The organism is Hyunsoonleella pacifica, from assembly GCF_004310335.1.
GTDB classification, from domain to species: Bacteria; Bacteroidota; Bacteroidia; order Flavobacteriales; family Flavobacteriaceae; genus Jejuia; species Jejuia pacifica.
This window is the reverse complement of sequence record NZ_SIRS01000005.1, coordinates 148,873-174,838: the sequence shown is the minus strand read 5'-3', so window position 1 is coordinate 174,838 and position 25,966 is coordinate 148,873. Positions and strand designations below refer to the sequence as shown.

Annotated in this window: 18 protein-coding genes, 1 tRNA gene and 1 pseudogene; 19 read left to right on the top strand and 1 reads right to left on the bottom strand. The window is 32.9% G+C overall.

Annotated features, from left to right (window positions below):
* Positions 1–2 precede the first annotated feature (2 nt).
* The 9 genes from EYD46_RS12755 to EYD46_RS12715 all read left to right on the top strand — a co-directional run bounded on the left by EYD46_RS12755 (position 3) and on the right by EYD46_RS12715 (position 11,542).
* Complete coding sequence (locus EYD46_RS12755; RefSeq protein WP_130937559.1) at positions 3–767, top strand: hypothetical protein; 765 nt, start codon at positions 3–5, stop codon at positions 765–767.
* A 128-nt stretch (positions 768–895) separates the two neighbouring features.
* Entirely contained in the window at positions 896–1,816 is a 921-nt protein-coding gene (locus EYD46_RS12750) for a lipid A-modifier LpxR family protein (RefSeq protein WP_130937558.1), read from the top strand.
* Between the two features lie 110 nt (positions 1,817–1,926).
* Positions 1,927–4,428, top strand: coding sequence for a type I DNA topoisomerase (gene topA / locus EYD46_RS12745; protein WP_130937557.1), 2,502 nt, complete (start codon positions 1,927–1,929; stop codon positions 4,426–4,428).
* A 13-nt stretch (positions 4,429–4,441) separates the two neighbouring features.
* On the top strand, positions 4,442–5,611 hold the full coding sequence (locus EYD46_RS12740) for a formimidoylglutamase (protein WP_130937556.1): 1,170 nt from the start codon (positions 4,442–4,444) through the stop codon (positions 5,609–5,611).
* Between the two features lie 160 nt (positions 5,612–5,771).
* Positions 5,772–7,136, top strand: coding sequence for a T9SS ring complex lipoprotein PorK/GldK (gene porK / locus EYD46_RS12735; protein WP_130937555.1), 1,365 nt, complete (start codon positions 5,772–5,774; stop codon positions 7,134–7,136).
* Positions 7,137–7,218: 82 nt separating this feature from the next.
* Positions 7,219–7,851: a type IX secretion system motor protein PorL/GldL gene (gene porL, locus EYD46_RS12730; protein ID WP_130937554.1), complete on the top strand. Its 633-nt coding sequence runs from the start codon at positions 7,219–7,221 to the stop codon at positions 7,849–7,851.
* Positions 7,852–7,895: 44 nt separating this feature from the next.
* Positions 7,896–9,458, top strand: coding sequence for a type IX secretion system motor protein PorM/GldM (porM, locus tag EYD46_RS12725; protein WP_130937553.1), 1,563 nt, complete (start codon positions 7,896–7,898; stop codon positions 9,456–9,458).
* A 57-nt stretch (positions 9,459–9,515) separates the two neighbouring features.
* The gene (gene porN, locus EYD46_RS12720; protein WP_130937552.1) at positions 9,516–10,406 is read left to right on the top strand and encodes a type IX secretion system ring subunit PorN/GldN; all 891 of its coding nucleotides are present in this window, start codon (positions 9,516–9,518) and stop codon (positions 10,404–10,406) included.
* Between the two features lie 95 nt (positions 10,407–10,501).
* The gene (locus EYD46_RS12715) at positions 10,502–11,542 is read left to right on the top strand and encodes an NAD(P)/FAD-dependent oxidoreductase (protein WP_130937551.1); all 1,041 of its coding nucleotides are present in this window, start codon (positions 10,502–10,504) and stop codon (positions 11,540–11,542) included.
* Here the strand turns inward: EYD46_RS12715 and EYD46_RS12710 are convergent.
* Complete coding sequence (locus EYD46_RS12710; RefSeq protein WP_130937550.1) at positions 11,535–11,933, bottom strand: DUF983 domain-containing protein; 399 nt, start codon at positions 11,931–11,933, stop codon at positions 11,535–11,537. The two genes, EYD46_RS12715 and EYD46_RS12710, sit on opposite strands and share 8 nt — an antisense overlap.
* 183 nt (positions 11,934–12,116) lie before the next feature.
* On the opposite strand from EYD46_RS12710, the gene EYD46_RS12705 reads away from it, so the two are divergent.
* From EYD46_RS12705 to EYD46_RS12660, 10 genes and pseudogenes are all read left to right on the top strand, one after another.
* Positions 12,117–14,024: an ABC transporter ATP-binding protein gene (locus EYD46_RS12705; RefSeq protein WP_130937549.1), complete on the top strand. Its 1,908-nt coding sequence runs from the start codon at positions 12,117–12,119 to the stop codon at positions 14,022–14,024.
* 101 nt (positions 14,025–14,125) lie between these two features.
* Positions 14,126–14,950, top strand: coding sequence for a leucine-rich repeat domain-containing protein (locus tag EYD46_RS12700; protein ID WP_130937548.1), 825 nt, complete (start codon positions 14,126–14,128; stop codon positions 14,948–14,950).
* Positions 14,951–15,016: 66 nt separating this feature from the next.
* Positions 15,017–15,199 (top strand): annotated as a pseudogene (locus EYD46_RS18000) (CPXCG motif-containing cysteine-rich protein).
* Positions 15,200–15,258: 59 nt separating this feature from the next.
* Positions 15,259–15,331: transfer RNA gene (locus EYD46_RS12690), tRNA-Met, on the top strand.
* Between the two features lie 43 nt (positions 15,332–15,374).
* The gene (locus EYD46_RS12685) at positions 15,375–16,721 is read left to right on the top strand and encodes a tyrosine-type recombinase/integrase (RefSeq protein ID WP_130937546.1); all 1,347 of its coding nucleotides are present in this window, start codon (positions 15,375–15,377) and stop codon (positions 16,719–16,721) included.
* Positions 16,722–17,370: 649 nt separating this feature from the next.
* Positions 17,371–18,180: a DUF4007 family protein gene (locus EYD46_RS12680; protein ID WP_206662894.1), complete on the top strand. Its 810-nt coding sequence runs from the start codon at positions 17,371–17,373 to the stop codon at positions 18,178–18,180.
* Positions 18,170–21,388 carry a hypothetical protein gene (locus tag EYD46_RS12675; protein ID WP_130937544.1) on the top strand — a complete coding sequence of 1,073 codons (3,219 nt, stop codon included), beginning with the start codon at positions 18,170–18,172 and terminating at the stop codon, positions 21,386–21,388. Before EYD46_RS12680 ends, EYD46_RS12675 begins: the two co-directional genes overlap by 11 nt.
* The gene (locus tag EYD46_RS12670) at positions 21,385–22,488 is read left to right on the top strand and encodes a phosphoadenosine phosphosulfate reductase family protein (RefSeq protein WP_130937543.1); all 1,104 of its coding nucleotides are present in this window, start codon (positions 21,385–21,387) and stop codon (positions 22,486–22,488) included. Before EYD46_RS12675 ends, EYD46_RS12670 begins: the two co-directional genes overlap by 4 nt.
* A 114-nt stretch (positions 22,489–22,602) precedes the next feature.
* Positions 22,603–23,760 carry a cysteine desulfurase family protein gene (locus EYD46_RS12665; protein WP_130937542.1) on the top strand — a complete coding sequence of 386 codons (1,158 nt, stop codon included), beginning with the start codon at positions 22,603–22,605 and terminating at the stop codon, positions 23,758–23,760.
* The gene (locus tag EYD46_RS12660; protein ID WP_130937541.1) at positions 23,753–25,957 is read left to right on the top strand and encodes a DEAD/DEAH box helicase family protein; all 2,205 of its coding nucleotides are present in this window, start codon (positions 23,753–23,755) and stop codon (positions 25,955–25,957) included. The genes EYD46_RS12665 and EYD46_RS12660 overlap by 8 nt, the downstream gene beginning before the upstream one ends.
* Positions 25,958–25,966 lie beyond the last annotated feature (9 nt).

The following is a 25,966-nucleotide window of genomic DNA, read 5'->3' as shown; positions in this document are numbered from 1 at the left end:
AGATGAATACAATTGATATATTATTAGACAAGATAGAAACTGCTAAGGAGTTAGATTTTGGAACTATTTTTAGTGATTCTATAGAGCTATTCAAAAAAGTTTGGGTGCAAGGGTTAGTAATTTTACTTTTAAGTATGTTATTTATGCTGCCGTTTTATTTGTTAATGTATGTGCCATTTATAGGAATGGGTATTATGGATCCTGAATCATTCAATAATGGAGGGGAGCCAAACTTTGCTGTAATGTTACCATTCTACGGCATGATGATTGTTTTTTCATTTTTTGCAATGATAATAGGTGTTGGTCTTAAAGCAGCTTTTTTTAGAATATGTAAGCATAAAGATGCTGATGAAAATGCCAATGACGATTATCTATATTTTTTTAAAAGACCTTATTTAGGAAAAACAATTAAAGTAGGAGCTGCAACATTCTTAATTATTATAATTTCTTACATGTTATGTTTTTTTCCAATAATATATGCTGTGGTGCCTATTTCTATTATAAATGTTATATATGCATTTAACCCAGATTTGTCTGTTTCAGAAATAGTAAAAGCTGGATTTAAATTAGGGAATAAAAAATGGTTGATAACCTTTGGGCTAATGATAGTGGCTGGTTTTTTAGCGGGGTTAGTAGGTATGTTAATGTGCTTTATTGGAATTATAGCTACTTCTTCTTTTTCTTATATTCCTTTATATATGATTTATAAAGAATCTGTTGGCTTTGACGACAAAAGTGAAATCGAGCAAATAGGTTCAGGAGAATAATTTTAATATACACGAGTAAAATAAAAAGCTAAACTTACAAGTTTAGCTTTTTATTGTTATTTAAAATCGTAAGATGATCACGTCATAATACGACTATATGTTTACATCAATATTTAATTATAACTTAATTGTATACGCTACAAATTTTAAAAATCTGGAGTTTTTTAGTCCTCGGTCTATTAGGTTGTAATGTTATAGTATCTCAAGATCAGCAAATAGAAATAAGAATAAGCAACGATAAGTTTGTTTTTCAAGACAAGTACTATACTAATGGTTTACATATTACCTACAGGAAAAATGTAAATAGTAATATTTTATTCAAAAAGACGAAAAATGAAAAATTGCAAACCAATATATCAATAGGAAACGAAACATATACCCCCAGTAACCTTTTTTCTTTTGATACTAATGATTTTGATCGTCCTTATGCAGGATGGTTGTTTGGTAGCTTGGAGTTGGGTAAGATTAAATCAAATTCAGCTTTATTTCTAGCTTTAGAATCAGGAATAACAGGAGAAGCATCATTAGCAGGAAAATTGCAAAATGCATTTCATGGTTTGTTGAATATAGAAAAGCCTACTTGGGAAGATGAAATAGCTTTTAAATGGCTCTTTAATTTCAAGATAAAAAAAATATATAATTTTCAGATATCTAAGAATTTGGATATTCAAAATCGTGCCAGTCTCAGTTTGGGAAGTAAAGACACTTATCTACAAAACAATGTGTTTTTGTTTTTTGGAAAATTTAATGACTTTCAAAATTCCTATCGAATACAAGCATTAGATGCAACATTTAAAAAAGAATTTTTTGGTTTTATTGGTGGAGGTTATAAATATGTAGCACTAAATACGTTAATACAAGGGAGTCCATTTAGAAATAACGATCCTTTTACGTCAATTGCTGAAAATCATGTTTTTAATATGGTGGTAGGTAGTGCCTTGAAAATTAGAAATCAGGTTTATAAGATTGAATTCAACTATAACTCTAAAGAAACACCATTATCAAAATCTCATATTTATGGTATGTTAGTATTTGGTTTTGGTATTTAAGTATTCATAAAAATAGAGTGTTATTTTTTGTGTTAAGATTAGGTAAAATATCGATTAATTAGGCAGATAAACTTTTTTTCATATACATTTGTAGCTTCAAAAAATGACGTATGGCGAAGAATTTAGTAATAGTAGAGTCACCTGCAAAGGCGAAAACTATAGAAAAATTTTTAGGTAAAGATTTCAAAGTAGAATCTAGTTTTGGACATATTGCCGACCTTCCTTCTAAAGAACTAGGTGTTGATGTAAATGGCGATTTTAAACCAAAATATCAAGTATCAAAAGATAAAAAGGACGTTGTAAAGAAACTAAAAGATCTTGCAAAAAAGGCTGAAATGGTTTGGTTAGCGAGTGATGAAGATCGAGAAGGAGAAGCAATAGCATGGCATTTAGCAGAAACTTTAAAATTAGATAAAGAAAAAACAAAGCGCATTGTTTTTCATGAGATAACAAAAGCTGCGATAAAAAAAGCTATTGAAAATCCTCGAGGAATAGACTATGATTTAGTAGATGCGCAACAAGCACGTAGAGTATTAGATAGAATAGTGGGCTATGAACTTTCTCCTGTTCTTTGGAGAAAAGTAAAAGGAGGCCTATCTGCTGGTAGAGTACAATCCGTTTCTGTAAGATTAATTGTAGAAAAAGAACGTGAAATTCAAGGTTTTACACCAGAAGCTTCATTTAGGATAGACGCTGAGTTTTCAAATGAAGATGGACAAACATTTAAAGCAAAGCTTCCTAAAAACTTTAAAACTAAAGAAGAAGCGTATCAGTTTTTACAAAATAATGCTTCAGCAGATTTTAAAGTTGCAGATCTTCAAAAGAAACCAGCTAAAAAATCGCCTGCAGCACCATTTACAACATCAACGCTTCAACAGGAAGCATCACGTAAATTATATTTTTCAGTAAGTAAAACCATGACTATGGCACAACGCCTATATGAAGCAGGTTTAATTACTTATATGAGAACTGATAGTGTAAACTTATCAGATGAAGCGAGACAAGGCGCACAAGCTGAAATTGAGAAGGCTTATGGCGACAATTATAGTAATCCTCGAAATTATAAAGGAAAATCTAAAGGTGCGCAAGAAGCTCACGAAGCTATTCGTCCTACAGATTTTTCAAGACATTCGGTAAATATAGATAGAGATCAGGCCCGTTTATATGATTTAATTTGGAAACGCGCAATTGCTTCTCAAATGAGTGATGCTCAATTAGAGCGTACTAATGTTAAAATTGATGCATCTACACATAACGAAACCTTTACCGCAAATGGAGAGGTTATCAAATTTGATGGGTTTTTAAAAGTGTATTTGGAAGGTACTGATGATGAAAATGTTGAACAAGAAGGGATGTTACCTGCTCTAAAAGTAAATGAAGCCTTATTAAATAGTTTTATTTCAGCAACAGAACGTTACACAAGACCGCCAGCAAGATATACCGAAGCCTCTTTGGTTAAAAAATTAGAAGAGTTAGGTATTGGGCGTCCATCAACTTACGCGCCAACTATTTCAACAATTCAAAATAGAAACTATGTTGAAAAAGGAACTGTTGAAGGTATAGAACGAGAGTATACACAACTAAAGCTTCAAGAGGGAACAGTTACAGATAAGACATTAACAGAAAAAGTAGGTTCTGATAAAGGTAAATTAGTGCCAACTGATATAGGAATGATTGTAACAGACTTCTTAGTAAATCATTTTGAAGCTATTTTAGATTATAATTTTACAGCAAAAGTTGAAGAAGATTTTGATGAAATAGCCGAAGGTAAAGAGGATTGGACAGAAATGATGCAATCGTTTTACAAGAAGTTTCATCCAGTAGTTGAAGATGTAAAAGAAAATGCTGATAGAGAATCTGGAGAACGTATTTTAGGAACTGATCCTAAAACAGGAAGACAAGTAAGTGTACGTTTAGGTAAGTTTGGTCCTATGGTACAAGTTGGTACTGTAGATGATGAAGAAAAACCATTGTTCGCAAGTTTAAGCCCAGAGCAACAATTAAATACGATTACTTTTGAAGAGGCCATGGATTTATTCCAGTTGCCAAAAGATTTAGGAACTTATGAAGGAGAAGAAGTAGTGGTTAATAATGGGCGTTATGGACCGTATGTAAAATTTGGTAAGTCATTTGTGTCGTTACCAAAAGGGCAAGACCCTTTAAGTGTAGAGTTGGAAGATGCTATTGTTTTAATTAAAGAAAAACAAAAAGCTGATGCGCCTATATATATGTATCAAGATTTACCCGTGCAAAAAGGTAAAGGACGTTTTGGCCCATTTATAAAATGGAACAATATGTTTATTAATGTAAATAAGAAGTACGATTGGGATAACTTATCTGATACTGATATAGTAGAATTGATTGAAGATAAGATTCAAAAAGAAAAAGATAAGCTTATCCACCATTGGGAAGATGAAGGCATTCGTGTAGAAAAAGCAAGATGGGGACGTCACAATGTTATAAAAGGTAAAATAAAAGTAGAGTTGCCAAAAACGGTAGATGTGACCGATATGACTTTAGAAGAAGCAAAAGCACATATTGAAACAAAAGCTCCTAAGAAAAAAGCAACTAAAAAACGCACTACTAAAAAGAAAACTGCAGCAAAAAAATAAAAGTACATAAAACATGAATTTTAATTTTCTTTCCCCGGTATCAGACAAAGTTTTAGCTCATAATGAACTTCTGTCGATGCAAGCTCTGGGAAGAAAACTTCAGATACACTCTAGCCAAAATGGCATCCCAGAACTAGATGGCGTCCAAATTGCTTTATTAGGAGTCATTGAAAATAGAAATGATGCAGATTATATTGGCGAGATATTTCAATTAGACGAAATTAGAAAATCACTTTACGCTTTATTTCCTGGTAGTTGGAATACTACTATAGCAGATTTAGGCGATATTAATGCAGGAGAGAGTGTAGAGGATACATACTTTGCACTAAGAGAAACCATTGAGATTCTCATTAAAAAAAATATAATTCCTGTTTTATTAGGAGGCAGTCAAGACTTAACATATGCGAATTATCGTGCTTATGATGCATTGATGCCTATGGTAAATTTGGTAAATGTAGATTGTAAGTTCGATTTAGGAGACTCAGCAAAACCCATAAAAAATAATAGTTACGTTGGGAAAATTATACTAGACGAACCTTACAACTTATTTAACTACTCAAATATAGGCTACCAAACCTATTTTAATTCGCAAGAAGAAATAGATTTAATGGAGCGTTTATATTTTGAATCTTACCGCTTAGGGGAAGTTAATAAAGATATAACTATTGTAGAACCCGTACTAAGAGATGCTAATTTAGTTAGTATTGATTTAAAAGCAGTAAAGGGAGCAGAAGTAAGTTTAAAGCAAAAGTATTCTCCTAATGGATTAGATGGGAAAGAGATTTGTGCAATATCTAGATATGCAGGAATAAGTAATAAAGTAAGCTCTTTTGGGATATATGAGTATAAGTCATCAAATAACGACGAAATTACATCAATGCTTATAGCACAAATTATATGGTATTTTATCGAAGGTGTTAATTGTAGAGTAATGGATGATGATTTTGCAGATGAAAGAAGCTATCAAAAATTCTACACTATGGTAGAATCTCACGAGTTGGTGTTTTATAAGAGCACAAAAACAGGACGTTGGTGGGTTGAGATTCCTTTTTTAGCCGAAGTAAATAATAAATTGAAAAGACATACGTTATTACCATGCACGCATCAAGATTACTTAGATGCATGTAACGATATAGTGCCAAACCGCTGGTTTAAAGCATTTCAGAAGAATTCTGTGTTATAGACAAACCATGGTCAAAAGGTCAATTTCATCGTTGAAATGCTGAATTTTCACGATGAAATGTTATTTTTTTAGATAAAAAGTTGTTTTTTAGGAAATATATAAATATGTTTACGCTCTCAAAATTGAAGCTATAATAATTAACCTCCAGTTTTCTATGAATATGAAGAAGTTTATTTTATTAACCGCAGTATTGACATTGCTAGCTAGTTGTGGCTCTAAAGATAGAGGAGAGCTAGTAGGAGTTCAAGGAAAAAAGTGGCATCCAGAAAAGCCTTATGGTATGGAGCTTGTTCCAGGTGGTGCATTTATAATGGGTAAAGCTGATGACGATCTTGCTGGGGTAAATGATGCTCCAGGTAAAACAGTAACAGTTAGAGCCTTTTATATGGATGCAACCGAAATTACAAATAGTGAGTATCGCCAGTTTGTACATTGGGTAAGAGATTCTATTCTTAGAATGAAATTAGCAATCCTAGCTGATGATGTAGGTTTAACTCAAGCAGATGCAGGTACCATTGGAGAATATGCATTTAGTGATGCAGATCCTGAAAATATGTCTGTATACGAAAAGTATATGTACGAGAATTATACAGGATTGGGACCTACAGGATATGAAGGTAGAAAAATAAATAAAGACATAGATTTAGTTTTAGATACTGAGGAGTATTTAGATGAGTACTATGCAGAGGTAATGGATACTATGTATTTACCATTAGAAGAATCTTATAATGGGCAACGTACTTGGGACGTTAAAAAATTCAAGTTCCAATACAGCTATATGGATATCCAAGAAGCAGCTAGAAACAGAGGCGTAAAGCGTAGTAAGGTAATTAAAAAGGAAGAAGTAGAAATTTATCCAGATACAACAGTATGGATTAGAGATTTCCAATATTCATATAACGAACCCATGCATAACGATTATTTCTGGCATGAAGCTTATGGCGATTATCCAGTAGTAGGAGTTACGTGGAAGCAAGCAAAAGCATTTTGTGAGTGGAGAACCATAAATAAAAATACATACCAAAAGAGTAGAAAAGGTGCTGCTATGGTAAATAGATTTAGATTACCATCAGAAGCAGAATGGGAATATGCTGCCAGAGGTGGTTTACAAGCGGCAACCTATCCATGGGGAGGACCTTACACAAAAAGTGATAGAGGTTGTTTTATGGCAAACTTTAAGCCAGTACGTGGAGATTACGCAGCAGATCAAGCATTATATACAGTAGAAGCAAAATCTTATGAGCCAAATGATTATAATTTATATAACATGGCTGGTAATGTTTCAGAATGGGTAAATGCTTCATACGATCCAGCATCTTATGAATACTCATCAACAATAAATCCAAGCGTTAACGATCCGGATAATACGCGTAAAGTTATCCGCGGTGGATCTTGGAAAGATGTAGCTTACTTTTTACAGGTAAGTTCACGAGATTACGAATATGCAGATTCTGCAAGAAGTTATATAGGTTTCAGAACCGTTCAAGATTACATGGGGACAAACGTAACGAACAACGGGAAATAAATCGTATTAAATCAAATCAGTAATAACTATTAATTTAACCTACTTAAGTAGTTTGTCTACTTAAAATTAAAAACCAAAAATTATGGCAAAGTCAAAAGCAAGCAAGAAATTTATGAATATGGCCTACGGATTAGGAGCATCAATTGTAATCGTTGGAGCATTATTCAAAATTATACATTTCGAAATCGGATTCTTAACAGGTAACGTAATGTTAACCATAGGTCTGGTAACAGAAGCAATTATTTTCGCATTATCAGCCTTCGAACCTGTAGATGATGAATTAGATTGGTCTCTAGTATATCCTGAATTAGCAGGAGGACAAGCTTCAAGTAAAGAAGCACAAAACCCTAAAGGTGTATTATCTCAAAAATTAGATGAGTTACTTAAAGAAGCTAAAATTGATGGAGAATTAATGGCTAGTTTAGGTGAGAGTATTAAAAACTTCGAAGGTGCAGCCAAAGGGATCTCTCCAACTGTAGATTCTATTCAAGCTACTCAAAAATATGGCGAAGAGTTATCATTAGCAGCAGCACAAATGGAATCTTTAAATAGCCTTTATAAAGTACAATTAGAAAGCATTAACAAACAAGCTTCTATTAACGAAGAATCTGTAGAAAATGCTGCTAAGTTAAAAGAACAAATGGAGTCTTTAGCTTCAAACTTATCGTCGCTTAATGGTGTGTATGGTGGAATGTTATCTGCAATGAACAAATAATTAGGGGTTACCCAAATTTTTAATAACCAAAAACCTAATTACACATGGCAGGAGGAAAAGAAACCCCAAGACAGAAAATGATAAACTTGATGTATTTAATATTCATCGCGATGTTAGCGTTAAATATGTCAAAAGAAGTATTATCAGCGTTCGGTTTAATGAACGAAAAATTAACGGAGTCCAACGAGGCAACCGAAGCAAGAAATGAAAGCTTTGTGGCTAGTTTAGAGCAAAAAGCTGCTGATCAACCAGAGAAGTATCAACCTTTACAGGCTAAAGCGAGTCAAATAGACAAGTTAGCTCATGATTTTGATTCTTATTTATCTGAGTTAAAAGGAAAAATGACAGCTAAAATTGATGATGCTACAGATTACGAAGTAATGGATAAGGGAGATTATTTAGATCAAAATTTCTTTAAAGGAGACAAAATAAAGGAAGAAGGTCAAGCTTTCTTAAACCACATGAAAACTTTTAGAGAAGGTGTTGCAGAAGTACTAGGAGATAATCCAGCAATGGCACCAGTAATAAAAGAAGTTAATGAAAAGTTTAATACTGATCAGGTAAAAAACAGAGATGGTATCAAAGTAGATTGGTTAGACTACCACTACAAAGGTTTTCCTTTAGTGGCTTCATTAACAAAAATGACGCAATTGCAAGCTGATATCAAAACTACTGAGTCTCAAATTTTATCAACGATGCTACAAGGTACTCAAGCAGCTCAGTTATCTATGACGAACTATACAACATTAATGGAGACTTCAAAATCTGCCTATTTCAATGGTGAGCAGTTTGATGGACAAATCGTTTTAGGTCGTAAAGATGCTACTACTAAGCCAAAGAGAGTTGAATTGACTTTAGATGGAAGAAAACTTTCAGAAAATCAATACGCTATTGAAGATGGTAAGGTAAAGCTTAAAATAGGTACTGGTGGAGTAGGAGAGCACAAAATTGAAGGTAAATTAATCTTTGGAGAAGGTGGTGAGGAAATTGAAGTTCCAGTAAAATCATCTTTTGCAACTGTTGCTAAGCCAAATGCAGCTACAATTTCTGCTGATAAAATGAATGTGGTGTATAGAGGTGTTAAAAACCCTATGACGATTTCATTTGCTGGTATTCCTGATAACAAAGTAAATGCTAGTGCTCAAGGATTATCTAGAGGTGGTGGTAGTAAATATGTTATGGATGCAACATCTATCAAAGGTAGAGAAGTTACTATTAATGTAACAGGTACACTTCCTGATGGTGGAAAAGTTAGCGATAATGCTAAATTCAGAATTAAAGATTTACCAAAGCCAACAGGAACTGTAAGAGGTGAGGATGGTGCTATTAAAATGCAACGTCAGAGTTTAGAAAAATCTTCTATCGGTGCTAAGTTTGATGATTTCGATTTTGAATTACCACTCAGAGTTAGCGGATTTAAATTTAAAGTTCCAGGACAGCCTACAATTAATGTAAGAGGAAACAAATTAAATGACAGAGCTAAAAGTGCTTTACGTAAAGCGAAGCGTGGTTCTGGTGTTCAAATATTTGATATAGAAGCAAAAGCAAGTGGCGTAAGTGTGATTCTTAAAAAAGTATCTCCAGTATTTGTTGAGCTTACAAATTAAAATATATTAGGCTAATCGTTAGCGGTTAGCCTAATAACACATAAAATAAGGAATAAGATGAATTTGAAAAGTGTTTTATTAACTGTTGTAACTGTTTTTACAGTGTCAAGTGTATTTGCACAAGCTAATATACTTAATGCTAAAAGTCCAGAAGAAATAGGAGTAAGAACAGAAGAACAAAAAGCTATTGATAACGATAAACCATTAGAGTATGGGTATGTTGATGATAGAGATATACTCTATTCTAAAATGGTATGGGAAAGAGTAAGCCTTGATGAGCGCGCAAACTTTCCATTATATTATCCTATCGACACCAACAATATTGGTAGTAACAGACGTTCATTGTATGATGTTTTAATGAAAAGCATTAAAAATGGTAAAATTAAAAACATTTATGACGATTCTTATTTCACAACAAAGCGTACGCTAAAGGATATTGAAGCAGCTTTGTCTAAAATTGATACTACCGAATATGGTATCGAGCAATTAAATGCAGGAGAAGAGTTATCTGATGAGTTTATCGATAGACGCGATATTACTGCTGCTGATATTGTTGAATATAGAGTGAAAGGATTATGGTATTTTGATAAGCGCCATGCTGAAATGAAGTACAGGCTTTTGGGAATTGCTCCAGTAGCTCCAGATGTTAACTTTATTGATGATGAAAACCCTGACTTAGTGCCATTATTTTGGGTGTTTTTCCCAGATGCTAGAGAAGTATTACATGAATCTAAGGCCTTTAATAATACTAATAGTGCTATACCACACTCGTTTGATCATTTACTAAATTCCAGACGTTTCCAAGGCTATATCTATAAAGAGGAAAATGTTCAAGGCGATAGAAAAGTAAATGAATATATTTCGGATAATGCATTAATGCAGCTTTTAGAATCCGAACGTATCAAAACAAAAATTAGAGATTTTGAATTAGATATGTGGACATACTAATTTAAATTCAAAATTATATGGAAACGCCTACTGAAAAGTAGGCGTTTTTTTTGTGATTTATATAAAGACAGGTATCCATTTTTTATCTTCGCAAAATGCAAGTAGATTATATAGTTGTAGGCCTAGGTTTAGCAGGAATAAGTTTTTGCGAACAATTACGAGCACATAATAAAACATTTGTGGTATTTGATGATAGCTCGCAAAAATCATCAGTTGTGGCAGGAGGATTGTATAATCCTGTAGTTTTAAAACGCTTTACTTCAGTATGGAAAAGTGATGAGCAACTAAACTTAGCTTTGCAACATTACAGCGATTTAGAAAAGCTTTTAAAAGTTACCTTAGACTATAAGATTCCAGTATATAGAAAGTTTGCTTCAATCGAGGAGCAGAACAATTGGTTTATAGCTACAGATAAACCAAAATTGAAGACTTACCTATCGAGTGCTATTATTGCAAATGAAAATGCTGGAATAAAAGCAGATTACGGTTTTGGTAAAGTATTACACACTGGCCGTATAGATGTAAGTAAGCTCATTACATCGTATAAAACTTTTTTAAACTCTCATAACGCTTTAATTCAGGAATCGTTTAACTATGATGCCCTAAATGTTAAAAAACAACCTATAACCTACAATAATATCAATGCCAAGCATATTGTTTTTTCTGAAGGCTTTGGAGTTACAAAAAATCCATTTTTTACAGACTTACCTTTAAGCCCAACTAAAGGAGAGTTACTAACTATTCACGCTCCAGAATTAAAAATTGATTTTGTCCTAAAAGGTCCTGTGTTTTTAATTCCGATAGGTAATGATTTGTATGTAGTTGGGGCAACTTATGAATTATACGATTTAACACATAATACTACAGATAAAGCAAAAATGAAACTTTTAGACGGATTAAAAAGTATGATTTCTTGTCCGTTTGAAATTATAAACCAAGTAGCAGGTATAAGACCTACTGTAAGAGATAGAAGACCTTTAGTAGGTAAGCATAAAACCCATGAAAATATGTATTTATTAAATGGGTTAGGGACAAGAGGAGTAATGATTGGACCTTATGTAGCAAAGCAACTTTTTGAGTTTATTGACAATGAAAACCCTTTGGATCGAGAAATTAGTTTATCAAGACTTAATTAGTTTTCTCATTTTTATGCACTAGAGTTTCATCATAACTCATAAACATATTAATCCAAATATTTCTTGAAAGTCTCATAATAATTGGCATAAACACTATTAGTGTGCCCACTATAGAAATAAAGGTAATTTTTAAATCTGCACCCAATATTAAGTTACTAACCACAAAAGCAGCTACGCCAAAAGCGATACCAACAGCATAACTTACGTACATGGCGCCATAGAAGAAAGAAGGTTCAATCCTATATTTTGTATTACACTTAGAGCAACGTTCGTTTACCTTTAATGTCTCAGATAATGCATAGGCATTTTTATTACTGTACATAGACTCCTGATGGCATTTAGGACAACATCCAGTTAAAATGCTATAAATTTTGGTTCCTTTTTTAAACATTTCTTTATTAAAAATGGCTTCTCAACTCATAGTGTCGAGGATTCAGTTAAAATTATCTGTCCCGAGGAAACGGGAATCTAAATAAAAAATCACAAGTAATTTTTTATTGTATTTTTGCTCGCAATATTATAATACAAAGGTATATTTTAAAGTTTAAACGACTGTAACTAAAGTCACATTTCTATGCTTAACATTCATAATTTATCTATTTCATTTCAAGGAGAATACCTCTTTGAAGATATCACGTTTAAACTTGGGAATGGCGATAGAATAGGTTTAATTGGTAAAAACGGAGCAGGGAAATCTACAATGCTCAAAATTTTATCAAAAGAATTAGAACCAGATTCAGGACAAATTGCTGCAGATAAAGCTTTAAAGATTGGGTTTTTAAAACAAGATATAGATTTTGTTCTTGGAAGAACTGTTTTAGAAGAAGCCTACCAAGCCTTTACTGAGATTAAAGGGATAGAAGCTAAAATGGAAGGCATAAATACCCAATTAGCCGAACGTACCGATTACGAAAGTGAAGGGTATAATCAGTTAATGATTGATATTAACGATTTTCAGCATCAATATGAAATACTTGGAGGTTACAATTATCAAGGTAATACAGAGAAAATATTACAAGGTTTAGGTTTTAAACGTGAAGATTTTGATAGCCTTACTGACACGTTTTCTGGGGGGTGGCGTATGCGTATAGAGCTTGCCAAGTTACTGCTTCAAGATAACGATATTTTGCTTTTGGATGAGCCTACAAACCATTTAGATATTGAGTCTATTATTTGGTTAGAAGGTTTTTTAAAAAATTATTCAGGAGCAGTAGTGATAGTATCTCACGATAAAATGTTTTTGGATAACGTTACTAATAGAACCATAGAGATTTCTTTAGGGCGTATATACGATTATCCAAAACCATATTCTAAGTATTTAGTTCTTAGAAAAGAAATTAGAGATCAGCAACTGGCATCTCAAAAAAATCAACAAAAACAGATTGAACATACTGAGAAACTTATTGAAAAGTTTAGGGCCAAGGCGTCAAAGGCTACAATGGCACAATCGCTAATTAAAAAATTAGATAAAATTGAGCGTATTGAAGTTGATGAAGATGATAACAGTGTAATGACTTTAAATTTCCCTGTTTCGGTTACTCCAGGAAAAGTAGTTGTAGAGGCTTCAGCTATTTCAAAAAGTTATGGGGACAATCATGTACTAAAGTCAATTGATTTATTAATTGAACGCGATAGTAAAACCGCCTTTGTTGGACAAAATGGGCAAGGCAAATCCACTTTAGCCAAAATAATAGTAGATGAGATTAAATATAACGGCAGTTTAAAATTGGGGCATAATGTGCAAATAGGCTATTTTGCTCAAAACCAGGCAGAATATTTAGATGGTAATAAAACGGTTTTAGATACCATGATAGATGCGGCCAATGAAACTAATAGAAGTAAAGTACGCGATATATTAGGATCGTTTTTGTTTAGAGGCGATGAGGTAGAGAAATATGTAAAAGTATTGTCAGGAGGAGAGCGAAACCGTTTAGCATTAGCAAAGCTAATGTTACAGCCTTTTAACGTGCTTATTATGGATGAGCCTACCAATCACTTAGATATCAAATCTAAAAATGTGCTAAAAGAAGCCTTAAAGCGTTTTGAAGGTACGCTTCTGTTAGTATCTCACGATAGGGATTTTCTACAAGGATTAACCAATATGGTTTATGAGTTTAAAGATCATAAAATAAAAGAATACCTTGGAGATATAGACTATTACTTAGAAGAGCGACAGGTTGAAAACTTAAGAGAAGTTGAAAAGCGTACAGCAGTAAAAGAGTTGCCAAAAGCGAAAAAGAATCAATCTTATGAAGAACAAAAACGATTAAAATCTTTAAATAATAAGTTAAGTAATATTGAATCTAAAATATCACAATTAGAAAAAGAAATAAAAGCCATTGATTTAGAGTTGGAAATTAATTATCATGAGGCAACCTCAAAACCTAATTTCTTTGATAATTACCAAAAAAAGAAATCAGATTTAGATGTCTATATGCAGCAATGGGAAGATGTTCAAATGCAGATTGAAGCATTAGTTTAGTGTGAAATGTTAAAATTTTATGTATTTCATCGATAAAAATAGTTTTTTATCTATTTGGTTGCTATTTTCGTAATAGAAATTAGTCCCAAATCAACCTAAAGATGAAAAACCTAAAGTATACAATCTTAACTTTTTTAATATCATTTGCAGCCTTTGCTAATATTTCTAATAGCGAAAAGGAAGCATTATTGGCATTGTACAATAGTACTAATGGTGCAGAATGGAATTCCCCATGGGATACAGCATCATCAATAGATACATGGCATGGTGTTAGAATAGAAAATAATAAAGTAGTAGAAATTAATTTACCTTTCAACAATTTAAGAGGACCATTACCAGCTGAAATAGGAAACCTTAAAGGATTGGTAAAATTAAATCTAGGTTTTAATGGTTTAACAGGTAATGTACCAACTGCATTAAGTAATTTACAAGACCTTGAAACTTTAGAGTTGTTTATGAATAAGTTTGAAGGAGAAATTCCATCTGAGTTAGGACAATTAAAAAAGTTGAAATCATTAAAATTATATAGTAACCAACTTACAGGTAATATTCCTTTATCTATTATGGGCTTGACAAATCTTGAAGAGCTCTTAATTGGAAGTAATTTTTTAACTGGTAATATTCCACGAGAAATCCAAGCATTAGAAAAGTTAAAGAAGTTTAGTGTAATGGATAATAAAATGGATGGAGAAATTCCAGTAGAAATGGCTCAGTTAACAGAATTGGAAGAGTTATTATTATCTACAAACCAATTTACAGGAGATGTACCTATTGAGTTTATAAACTTAACAAAATTAAATACAATAATGGTTAGCGATAACAAGCTAAACAAAGAATACATTAGTGTATCAGGAAAAAATCCACCATCGTTGATGTTGATTGAATCTAATAATTCAACAGCAACAATGGACATTGAAAAAGATTAATAAATAGTTTGAAAAATAGTTATTGGTAAAAGGCACAAGTAATTGTGCCTTTTTTTATATTTATATATGAAAGAACACTATTTTGTTTGTCCATATTGTTGGGAGGAGATCTCAATGTTGTTAGATGATTCTATAATGAAACAAGAGTATATTGAAGATTGTTAAGTGTGCTGTAACCCAATACAAATAAAGATTACCTTTTTTAATTCAGAAATCGCAGAGTTTCAGGCAACTAGTATAGAACAATAAATTTTTCAAAATAAAGCATTGCTAAATCTAAAAAGGGTTGTATATTTGTCGTCCAATATCGCGGGATAGAGCAGTAGGTAGCTCGTCGGGCTCATAACCCGAAGGTCACTGGTTCGAGTCCAGTTCCCGCTACAACAATAACTCATTGTTATTCAAGATTTTAAGTCTTAATACAATGAGTTATTTTTTTAGTATCTTACAAAGCGTAAACAGTAACGTAAACAGTGAATCAGAATTCACTAAATATAAAGATACCTTTCCTATCAGCTTAAAAAAGAAATACATCGAGCCACGTATCTATCATGGTGGTGACAATTTTGACCTTTCGAAAAGATGGTTCGTTTATTATTCGTATGAACATCCAACATTAAAAAACAAAGATGGATCTCCCAAAATGGTTCGCCAGTCGCATATCATGTACGGGGCTAATAGAAAGTTCAAGACGGTTAGGGAGCGGTTAAAGTATTTGGAATGGCTCAGGGACGTAATACATGAATTGTTAAAGCAAGGGCATTCACCATACGACAGAAAAAAGTTCTTTAATGAAGAATCACTGAATTATACTGCTGAAGCTGCCTTGGATTATGCATTGGAATATAGAACTAAAAAAGTATCGGCAACCACACTACCCGATTATAAGAGCAAACATAAATTGTTCAAGGAGTATCTTGAAAAAAAAGGGCTTCTAAAAAGAAATATATTAGATGTTACAAAAAGGCATGTAAATCTTTATTTGAATGGAATTTCTAATTCTCGCTCTAGCAATAATCATAAAACCGTATTGAGTTCATTTTTCGGTGTTCTAGAAAAGGATGAAATTATTCCAAGAAACTTCATTAAGGATATTGATGATCTTAAAACCAATTCAGTAGTACATAAAACTTATCCAATTTCAATATTAGAAGAACTTTTCAAATTTATGATTGAGAATGACCCCTTGTTATTCTTATTTGTGAAAGTAGTAGCCTATAATTTTTTACGACCTATAGAAGTATGTAGATTGCGCTTAAAGGATTTGATTATTCCAGAAAAATATCTTTATGTTAAAGCAAAAAACAAGCCCACAAAAAGGAAACTCATTCCTGATCTAGTTGTTTCGGAATTGTTGAATCTGGACTATTCTAAGCAAAATGCACTTCTTTTTACTCCAGGTGGTATGGGAAAATCTTGGTTGGTAAAAGGAAAAAACGGAAAGGAAGTACAAGAAACAAGTAGAAGAGAATATTTCACAAAGAGATATGGGCGTTTAAAAACGAAATTCAATGAGTATCTAATTGAGCAAAACATTAATTACCAACTAACGGATGACCATACCATGTACTCTTTCAGGCATACAATCATTACAATATTATTTAGCGAATTCAGGAAAAAATATACTATAACAGAAACCTATGATAAATTAATGCTTGTCACAGGTCATTCAACTCTAAAAGCTCTAAAAGAATATTTAAGGGATATAGATGCCGAACTTGCTGAGGACTATAGTGGAATGTTAGTTCAAAGTTTGCCTAAATTCAAATAATTTAAAACTGTTAATTGCAATTTCGAAAAGTAGAGGGTGTATTTGTAAATTATGCACTGCAATGGACTTGATATAGTTTATATCATCTGGGTGGAAATAATATTCTGGTTCCTAAAATCCATCTTCTCATTTCCTCTTTTGTAGATTCCTCAATGGTTATAGAGTCTGGTTTAACAGAGAGATTAGGAATACCTGCTTCATAATAACACTATTTTAAGAATACACAGAAATTTATCAATTGTTCAAGTTTATAAGAGTCATACAGAAATTAGTCTAATTTTTGGTCAAAGTTGAAGCCCAAAAACTTGTTAACAGAATCAATTCTTTGTAGATTTACCCATTGGGTATTTAAATTAATTTAACACTTCAAAGTGACCTTGAATATGGGATGAAAATTTCTTGAGATGACTTTAGGCTTGGCTTGAATTTCAGATTATATTTCAGGAATTTGTCTAAGCTAATTTATCAAAAGAATGCAAGATTTTTATTGGATTTGAAGATGTAAATTGGCTAGAAAACCAGGGGTTTCTGGCTTTTTTATTTACCATAGTAGAGAGAAAAATACATATCAAACTAATAAAATTTGGGTTCGCTAAATACGAAATATACTTTTTCAGGACACGACTCTTTTCAGTGTAGACAGTTGTGGTTGAAAAAAGGTTATGACTACGTAGTCGATAATAAAAACTTTAATGATGAAGATGCAGTTGTCAAACTTGGCGTCGGTAAAAATATGGTTTCTTCAATTCGCTTTTGGCTAAAAGCGTTCAACATTGTAGACAATAATGATTCACCGACCGAATTTGGGAAAAAGCTATTTGATGACGAGATTGGCTATGACCCATTTTTGGAAGATGAAGCAAGCTTATGGCTTTTACACTACAATTTAGTAAAAACTGGTTTTGCTTCTATATACAGCATTGTTTTCAATGAGTTCAGAAAAGAAAAGCTCTTCTTTAATAAAGAAACATATATTAATTATTTGAAGAGGATTGCTGAAAGTAATAGTCATCTTAATTTCAATGAAAATACTGTTGCTAAAGACTTTAATGTATTTACGAATTTGTATAAAAATGAATCTAAAGGAAAGAATATAGAAGATAGTTTCACAGGGATTCTATCTGAAATAGGGCTTCTATTGACCACCGGGAAAGGAAAAGATGAACAATTCTATATAGAAAACAGCGAAAGAGATAGCCTATCTGAATTTGTCGTGCTCTATGCAATTCTTCAAAATGAAGATTACGGAAATTCCATCAGTTTAAATTCCTTAGAGTTCAATATCAATAGCCCAGGCTCAATTTTTGCATTGAACCGTCAAGGCTTGATGAATAAAATTTCTGAAATAGTTAGTGAGTTTGAAGGAATAACTTTTACAGACCAAGCGGGAATAAAAGAGTTGCAGTTCAAAAATAAGGTTCAAGCATTTAAGATATTAGATAAATATTATGGCAAATAATTTCACGACATCAGTTAATATCATTAGAGACACTAACAGGGATTTTAATTATATCCCCACACCAAATGCAAAACAAGTTGTTAGTCAAATAGTCAATGATTTTAAAAAGGGAATTCGTTCTTTTAATGTTGTAGGAACTTATGGTACTGGGAAGTCATCTTTCCTCTTAGCATTTGAACAAAGTGTAAAGGGAGAAAAACGTTACTTCGACCCAAATTTTATAAGCAATCCTAATTTTGATTTTGTTAAAATAATTGGCTCTTACACGTCGATTATAGAGCAATTTAAAGATACATTTGATGTTGTATCTCAAAAAAATCTACAGGAAAACATACTTTCTGAGATATTCAATAGGTACCATTCTTTAGGTGACCAAAACAAGGTTTTATTTATTTTGGTTGATGAGTTTGGGAAATTCTTGGAATATGCTACGAGAAACAACCCTGAAAGGGAACTGTATTTTGTTCAACAACTTGCAGAATTTTGCAACAACCCGAATCATAATATTGTTCTAATCACAACAGTTCACCAGAGTTTAGAATCTTATGCTTATTCCTTAAGTAAAACTCAGCAACAGGAATGGACTAAAATCAAAGGTCGTTTTCGTGAAATAACTTTTAATGAGCCTGTTGAGCAGTTATTGTTTTTAGCATCAGAGTATCTTGTTGAAAAATTTGATGCAAGTACATCGGCTCAAGATATTGAAAAGTGCTTGACATTGACAACTGAAACGAAAGCCTTCAACTTTAATACAGGTTTTTTGAAGGATATCGCTTCAAAGCTATATCCTTTAGATATTCTTTCGGCTAACACTCTAACTCTTTCTCTTCAAAAATATGGTCAAAACGAAAGATCATTGTTTTCCTTTCTTGAATCTTCGGATCATACCGGCCTATCAAAATTTGATAAGCGTGAAAATCCTTTTTACAATTTGTCCAACGTATATGACTATTTAAATTTTAATTTTTATTCGTTTTTAATATCAAGGTATAATCCTGATTTTTCTGCCTGGGGTTCTATTCGTTCTGCTATTGAAGAAGTCGAAAGAGCATTTGACCTTGATATCAACAACTATATCAAGACTGTTAAAGTTATCGGCCTTTTAAACATTTTTTCTGCTAGTGGTTCAGTCTTAGATTTGAATTTTTTGGTTGATTACCTTAAAACTGCTTGTGGTATCACTAACTCAAAGATCGTAATTGAGAATCTCGAAACGAAAAATATTATTCGTTATCGTGAGCATTCGAAACGATTTATTTTGTTCGAAGGAACAGATTTGGATATCCACAATGCTTTAATTGAAGCAGGAAATAAAATTTCGGAAGTAGTTGATATAACTACGCTTTTGAACAAGCATTTCCACTTTGGCCCTGTATTTGCAAAGCAGTATTCTTTCATAACTGGCACCCCAAGATATTTTGAGTTCGTTATTTCAGATTATCCGATTCAGGAAATACCATTAGGAGAAGTTGACGGTTTCGTAAATCTTATTTTTAGTAGTAAGCTGAAAGAAAGTGACATTAAAAACAAATCTAAACTTCAAGAAGAAGCTATAATTTATTGTTTTTTCAACAATTCTGCCGAGATTAAAAATTTGTTATTTGAGATAGAGAAAATTCAGAAAGTCATAGAAGAAAACAAAGATGACAAGGTTGCTAAAAGGGAGCTCGAAAATATAGTAGAATCACAAATTAGGCTACTTAACCATTATATAAAGGATAGCATATATTCTGGAGGCAAAGAAGTAAAGTGGTATTTCAATGGTGAGGAAAAAACTATCGGAGACAAGAAAGACTTTAACAAACTACTTTCTCAAGTTTGTAGCTTCGTATACGAAGCAACGCCCATATTTAAAAATGAATTGGTAAATAAACACAAAATTTCTTCTTCAATTCATACAGCCAAAAGAAATTATTTTAGAGCCTTAACAAATTGCTGGGATCAAGCGAACTTAGGTTTTGAAGATTCCAAATTTCCGCCAGAAAAAACTATTTATCTATCACTTTTAAAAGAAAATGGGATTTCACCAGTAAGAGAAAACACTACAGGTGTAGTGACCATTAAAGAAAATTCTTCGTTCAATAAATTATGGAGAGCCTCTGAAGATTTTATAGAAAGTGCCAAATCTGAGCAACTTAGGATTTCAGAGTTGGCTAATATTTTGTGTAAAAGACCTTTTAAACTTAAACAAGGATTTATTGATTTTTGGATTCCTACTTTTCTATTTTTAAAACGCGACGATTTTGCAATTTTCAACGATGACAGTTATATACCAGACCTTTCTGAAGAAAATCTTGAATTAATTGCTAAGTACCCAGACAAGTATTCCATCAAAGCCTTCGACATAGAAGGTGTTAAACTAGATATTTTCAACAGCTATCGAACGTTCCTAGATATTGGAACTCAGGAAAAATTTGATAACGAGTCTTTTATTGAAACTATTAAGCCATTTATTGTTTTTTACAAACAATTGCCAGAATACAGTAAACATACAAATAGATTATCCCCTTCCGCCAAGAAGATACGTAAAGCTATTGCCAACAGTAGGGATCCTGAAAAAACATTTTTTGAAGCCTTTCCAAGCGCTCTTGGAATCACCTTAAGCGCTTTGCAAAAGGATAAGTCCAAACTTCAAAATTATACTGTAAACCTTCAAAATGCAGTTAAGGAATTAAGAACGGCATATGATGGTCTTCTTAATAGGTTCGAAGAGTTCATAGTTAATGAGTTTGTTGGCAGTAAAGTTGAATTTGAGGATTATAGAGAATCTCTTCAAAAAAGATTTTCAAGTTTAAAAAAGCATATGCTTTTAAACAATCAAAAATCATTCATTCAACGCCTTGACTCACCGCTTGATGACAAAAAGGCTTGGTTAAATTCAATTGGACAGGCAATAATGGGTAAAACTCTTGAAAGGTTTTCTGATGAAGATGAAATTTTGCTATATGAGAAGTTTAAGTCAATGATTCTAGATTTAGATAGCTTGACGAAAATTTCTAAAACTGATATAGACGAAAGTAAAGAGGAAGTAATTGGAGTTAAAATTGATTCTTTCTTCAGCAAGATTGACCCAAAGGTAGTAAGAATGCCCAAAAGTAAGAGCAAAGAGATTGAGCGATTGAAAAACGATTTAAAGAATAAGCTTGGTAAAGATAATACTTCGAATATAGCAGCTGTATTGAATCTATTAAAAGAATTATTGCAATGAGCAAAACAAGACACGTATTAGGTATATCGGGAGGCAAGGACAGTGCTGCTTTGGCTATTTATGTGAAGACTAAATATCCATCCATTGATTTGGAATTTTATTCTTGTGACACGGGTAAGGAATTAGAAGAAACATATCAATTGATTAGAAATTTAGAAGTCTATCTTGGTGTAAAAATTAATCTTTTACAGGGGGCGGAGAAAAGTTCAGAAGATTCATTTGATCATTTTCTAAAAATGTATGGTGGTTTTTTACCTTCATCCAATGCTCGCTGGTGTACGAAACAATTGAAATTAGCACCTTTTGAGAACTATGTTGGTGATGACCCAGTAGTTTCATACGTTGGTATTAGAGGTGATGAAGAAAGAGAGGGTTACATCTCTACGAAGAAAAATATTCAGTCAATATTTCCTTTTCGTAAGAATATTTGGAGTAAGGATGTGGTGAAAAAGATGCTATCCAATCAAAATATAGAGCAACTAGTTTTAATGTCCAGAACTATAGATTTTGGTCAAAATCAAGAAAAGGCTTTTCAAGCCCTTTCACAAATGGTGAGCCCTCAATTTACTCTTGATCAGAAACTCAACATATTGTTAGATTCAAATGTTAAAGCCTTTAATCACCTAGTTTTCGATTTTTTGAAAACAACAGATTATCCTTTGGCTAAAGAAGAAGTGTTTCCATTATTGGACAATGACGAAGTTTTAGTTAAAGCTGATATTTTCAAGATTTTAGAAGAAAGTGGTGTAGGCGTTCCCGCCTATTACAATAAAATTGAGTTTGAGGTTAACGGTAAAAAAGGCGAATATGCTCGAAGCCGTTCAGGATGTTTCTTTTGCTTTTTTCAACAAAAAATCGAATGGGTTTGGTTATATGAACAACACCCTGAATTATATAAGAAAGCTATGGATTATGAGAAGGATGGTTATACCTGGGGTCAAAATGAAAGTTTAGAAGAATTGATACAACCTGAAAGAATAGAAAAAATTAAAGAGGAATATATCAAAAGGATGGAAAGAAAATCTAAAGTTAAATCCCCTTATCTGGTTGACATCTTGGGTGATGATGAGAATGAAGGATGTGCTGCTTGTTTCATTTGATTTTCAAACGAATAAGTGGAAAAATTAAGGAGTTGGAATTGTAAGAAGCCAAGGAGGTTTTGCTTCCATTTTTAATATTATTAAAAACTATTGAACATTTTATTGGAAATCTGATTGAATCAAAAACAAAACATATCATACCTAGATTACAATTCTACTACCCCAGTCGATGCCAGGGTAGTAGATGCAATGTTGCCTTATTTAAAGGATAGTTTTGGAAACTCAAGTAGCACACATCATTTCGGTCAATTAATAAACGAAAAAGTTAAACAAGCCAGAAACCAAATCGCTGAATTTATAAATTCAGAACCCAATGAAGTTATCTTCACAAGTGGAGCTACAGAAGCAATTAACCTCGCACTCAAGGGAATATCAGAGAGTTACAAAGGCAAGGGAAGTCACATCATTACTGTTTCAACTGAACATAAAGCAGTTTTGGATACTTGTGGAGATTTGGAAAGAAAAGGTTTTGAAGTTACTTATTTACCAGTTGAAGAAAATGGTTTACTGAATTTGGACCTCTTAGAACGGTCTATAAGAACGGATACTATACTTGTTTCGGTTATGTATGTCAATAATGAGACAGGGATAATTCAACCTATCAACAAGATAGCTGAGATAACCCACGGAAAAGGAGCACTATTTATGACAGATGCTACCCAAGCTGTTGGTAAAATTGAAGTTGATGTAAAGCAATTAGATATAGACTTACTTTGTTTCAGCGGGCATAAGATGTACGCCCCAAAAGGTGTCGGTGCTTTATACGTAAGAAAGAGCGATAAACGGGTAAATCTCACACCTCAAACACACGGTGGTGGTCACGAAATAGGATTAAGAAGCGGCACACTTAATGTACCTGGGATTATAGCCTTAGCGAAAGCCTGTGAAATTTCTAGTCAGGAAATGAAAGAGGATAGGACAATCATATCTGAATTAAGGGATAAACTGGAAAATGAATTGTTAAGAATGCCCAATACAGCACTAAATGGCGATTCAACTAAAAGGATTTATAATACAACTAATATATGCTTCAAAGGGCAGGATGCTAATGTACTAATTGGTAGAATGAAGAACATTGCAGTTTCAAATGGTTCGGCTTGTTCATCAGCTTTTTTTGAGCCATCTCACGTTCTCAAATCGATGGGACTTAGTAATGATGATGCACTCGCGTCATTACGTTTTTCATTGGGAAAGTATAATACAATGGAAGATGTTGAACTAGTTGTTGAGAACATAAGAAAACTAACTGAACCTCAATCAAAATATGCTTAAAGATTGCGAATGGTCAAAAGATCGAGACTATAAAACAGGTTTGGAAAATGAGCCACTACAATTTTACTTAGATGGGTTGGCCAATAGTAATGAGTTTAATCTACTACTAGGCTATTTCAGTTCTTCTGCTATCAATCTTCTTTCCGTTGGCTTTGCCACCTTCATCAGTAAAGGTGGTACAATGAAAATGGTCATAAATCATTTACTGTCTTCAAAAGACAAAGAAGCTATTACAAGAGCAAGTAATGAACCTCAAGGAAAGGTTTTTGATTTGATGGATGTAGTTTCTTTAGGAAAAGTGTTGGACGAATATGATACTCACTTCTTTGAGTGTTTAACTTATCTCATTTCTGAAAAGCGAATTGAAATCAAAGTAATAAAACCGAAAAATGGAAAAGGAATAGCTCACTATAAGTCTGGGATTTTTAGTGATGGACAAGATTCGGTAGGTTATAAGGCATCCTGTAATTTCACTCTTTATGGATTATCAGAAAATTTAGAGGAACTAGAAGCTTTTCTAAGTTGGGAAAATGGACGATCAAATACCTTGATACGAAAACAACGGAAATTAATTGATACTTATTTTTCTGAAAAGGATGAAGACGTAGAGTATATTCCCGTCGATGAGATAGAAGTTGTACTTAAGGATAAGTTCGGTAAAAAGGATATCAATGAATTACTTGTTCAGGAAGAACAACTCTTAAAAAAGAAGAGAAGTCTCATCTCAAATCCTAAACTAAAACGAACGATTACAAAACTTTTCAATCAAATCGACATCATTCGCAGAACACCTAAATTTCCATATAAAGAAGGCCCTAGAGAATATCAGATTGATGCATATAATGAATGGGTTTCTAATAATTATAAGGGGGTTTTCGCAATGGCTACCGGGACAGGAAAAACAATCACTTCTCTTAACTGTCTTTTGAATGAATACAAAACAACAAACGTCTATAGGGCCATTATAATGGTGCCCACTATTGCTTTAGTAGAGCAGTGGAAAAAGGAATGTGCCAAGTTTAACTTCAAAAATATTATTACAGTAAGTTCCAAGGAAAATTGGGATAGTAATCTTGCTTTCTTCAATACAGCCTCAAAACTTATTGAAACATCCTTTATTGTCATTGTTACATATGCTTCTTTACCAAGAAAGAAGTTTCAGAGCTATTTTACCCAACTTCCTAGCGATACCATCTTAATAGCAGATGAGACCCATAATCTGGGTTCACAAGGCCTTTTGAGAATTTTACCAAACGTACATTTGGAGAAGAGAATTGGACTGTCTGCAACACCGCATAGACAATTTGATGAACTTGGAAATAGAGCCATTCAAGAATTTTTTAATGATGAGCCGCCTTACATAGTTTCATATTCTATGGAGGAAGCTCTAAAAATTGGATGGTTGTGTAGTTATACTTATTACCCACACATCGTTAGACTTACCCCTCAGGAATTGGAGGAATATAAGAGATTATCTCTGCAATTATTAAGAATGGGAATGTTTGATGAAGAAACAGGTGCATTCAAGAGTAGTCCAGAAATCGAGAGATTGCTTCTTCAAAGAAAACGTATTATTCACAAAGCAGCAAATAAGTTAGAGTCTTTTAAAAGTATATTAAACAATGAATATAATAAGCGCGGAAATCTAAAATATACATTGGTGTATGTCCCAGAAGGAGTAGAATCAAATTTTGAAAATGTGGATTTTAGTGTCGAAACGGAAGATGAAAACAGGTTGATAAATGAGTACACCAGAGTTGTTAGTCAAACAGATAACTCTATTATGGTAAAGCAGTTCACATCTAACTCTATCAATCGTGAAGACATACTCAAGAGTTTTGAATTTGGCAATACTCACGTATTAACATCAATGAAGTGTTTGGATGAAGGTGTAGATGTTCCACGCTCAGAGTTAGCCATATTTTGTGCTAGCACAGGAAATCCTAGACAATTTATTCAGCGTAGAGGTAGGGTTTTACGTTTGCACGACGATAAAACACACGCAACAATTCACGATTTAGTAGTAGTGCCTGAGGTAGGCTCTGAAGAAAATACTTTTGAGATGGAAAAAGGATTGGTAAGGAAAGAACTTGAGAGAGTTGTTGACTTCGCCAATTTAGCTATGAATAAGTCTGATACCTATGAAACACTAAAGAATGTTTTAGACTACTATAGTTTAAACCTGAACGATATATAATATTACTCT

Coding starts and splice junctions, on each gene's coding strand:
- EYD46_RS12660 (WP_130937541.1), top strand. CDS start 23,753: ATGCTTAAAGATTGCGAATGGTCAAAAGATCGAGACTATAAAACAGGT.
- topA (WP_130937557.1), top strand. CDS start 1,927: ATGGCGAAGAATTTAGTAATAGTAGAGTCACCTGCAAAGGCGAAAACT.
- EYD46_RS12675 (WP_130937544.1), top strand. CDS start 18,170: ATGGCAAATAATTTCACGACATCAGTTAATATCATTAGAGACACTAAC.
- porL (WP_130937554.1), top strand. CDS start 7,219: ATGGCAAAGTCAAAAGCAAGCAAGAAATTTATGAATATGGCCTACGGA.
- EYD46_RS12700 (WP_130937548.1), top strand. CDS start 14,126: ATGAAAAACCTAAAGTATACAATCTTAACTTTTTTAATATCATTTGCA.
- EYD46_RS12740 (WP_130937556.1), top strand. CDS start 4,442: ATGAATTTTAATTTTCTTTCCCCGGTATCAGACAAAGTTTTAGCTCAT.
- porM (WP_130937553.1), top strand. CDS start 7,896: ATGGCAGGAGGAAAAGAAACCCCAAGACAGAAAATGATAAACTTGATG.
- EYD46_RS12755 (WP_130937559.1), top strand. CDS start 3: ATGAATACAATTGATATATTATTAGACAAGATAGAAACTGCTAAGGAG.
- porK (WP_130937555.1), top strand. CDS start 5,772: ATGAAGAAGTTTATTTTATTAACCGCAGTATTGACATTGCTAGCTAGT.
- EYD46_RS12710 (WP_130937550.1), bottom strand. CDS start 11,933: ATGTTTAAAAAAGGAACCAAAATTTATAGCATTTTAACTGGATGTTGT.
- EYD46_RS12670 (WP_130937543.1), top strand. CDS start 21,385: ATGAGCAAAACAAGACACGTATTAGGTATATCGGGAGGCAAGGACAGT.
- porN (WP_130937552.1), top strand. CDS start 9,516: ATGAATTTGAAAAGTGTTTTATTAACTGTTGTAACTGTTTTTACAGTG.
- EYD46_RS12685 (WP_130937546.1), top strand. CDS start 15,375: ATGAGTTATTTTTTTAGTATCTTACAAAGCGTAAACAGTAACGTAAAC.
- EYD46_RS12705 (WP_130937549.1), top strand. CDS start 12,117: ATGCTTAACATTCATAATTTATCTATTTCATTTCAAGGAGAATACCTC.
- EYD46_RS12715 (WP_130937551.1), top strand. CDS start 10,502: ATGCAAGTAGATTATATAGTTGTAGGCCTAGGTTTAGCAGGAATAAGT.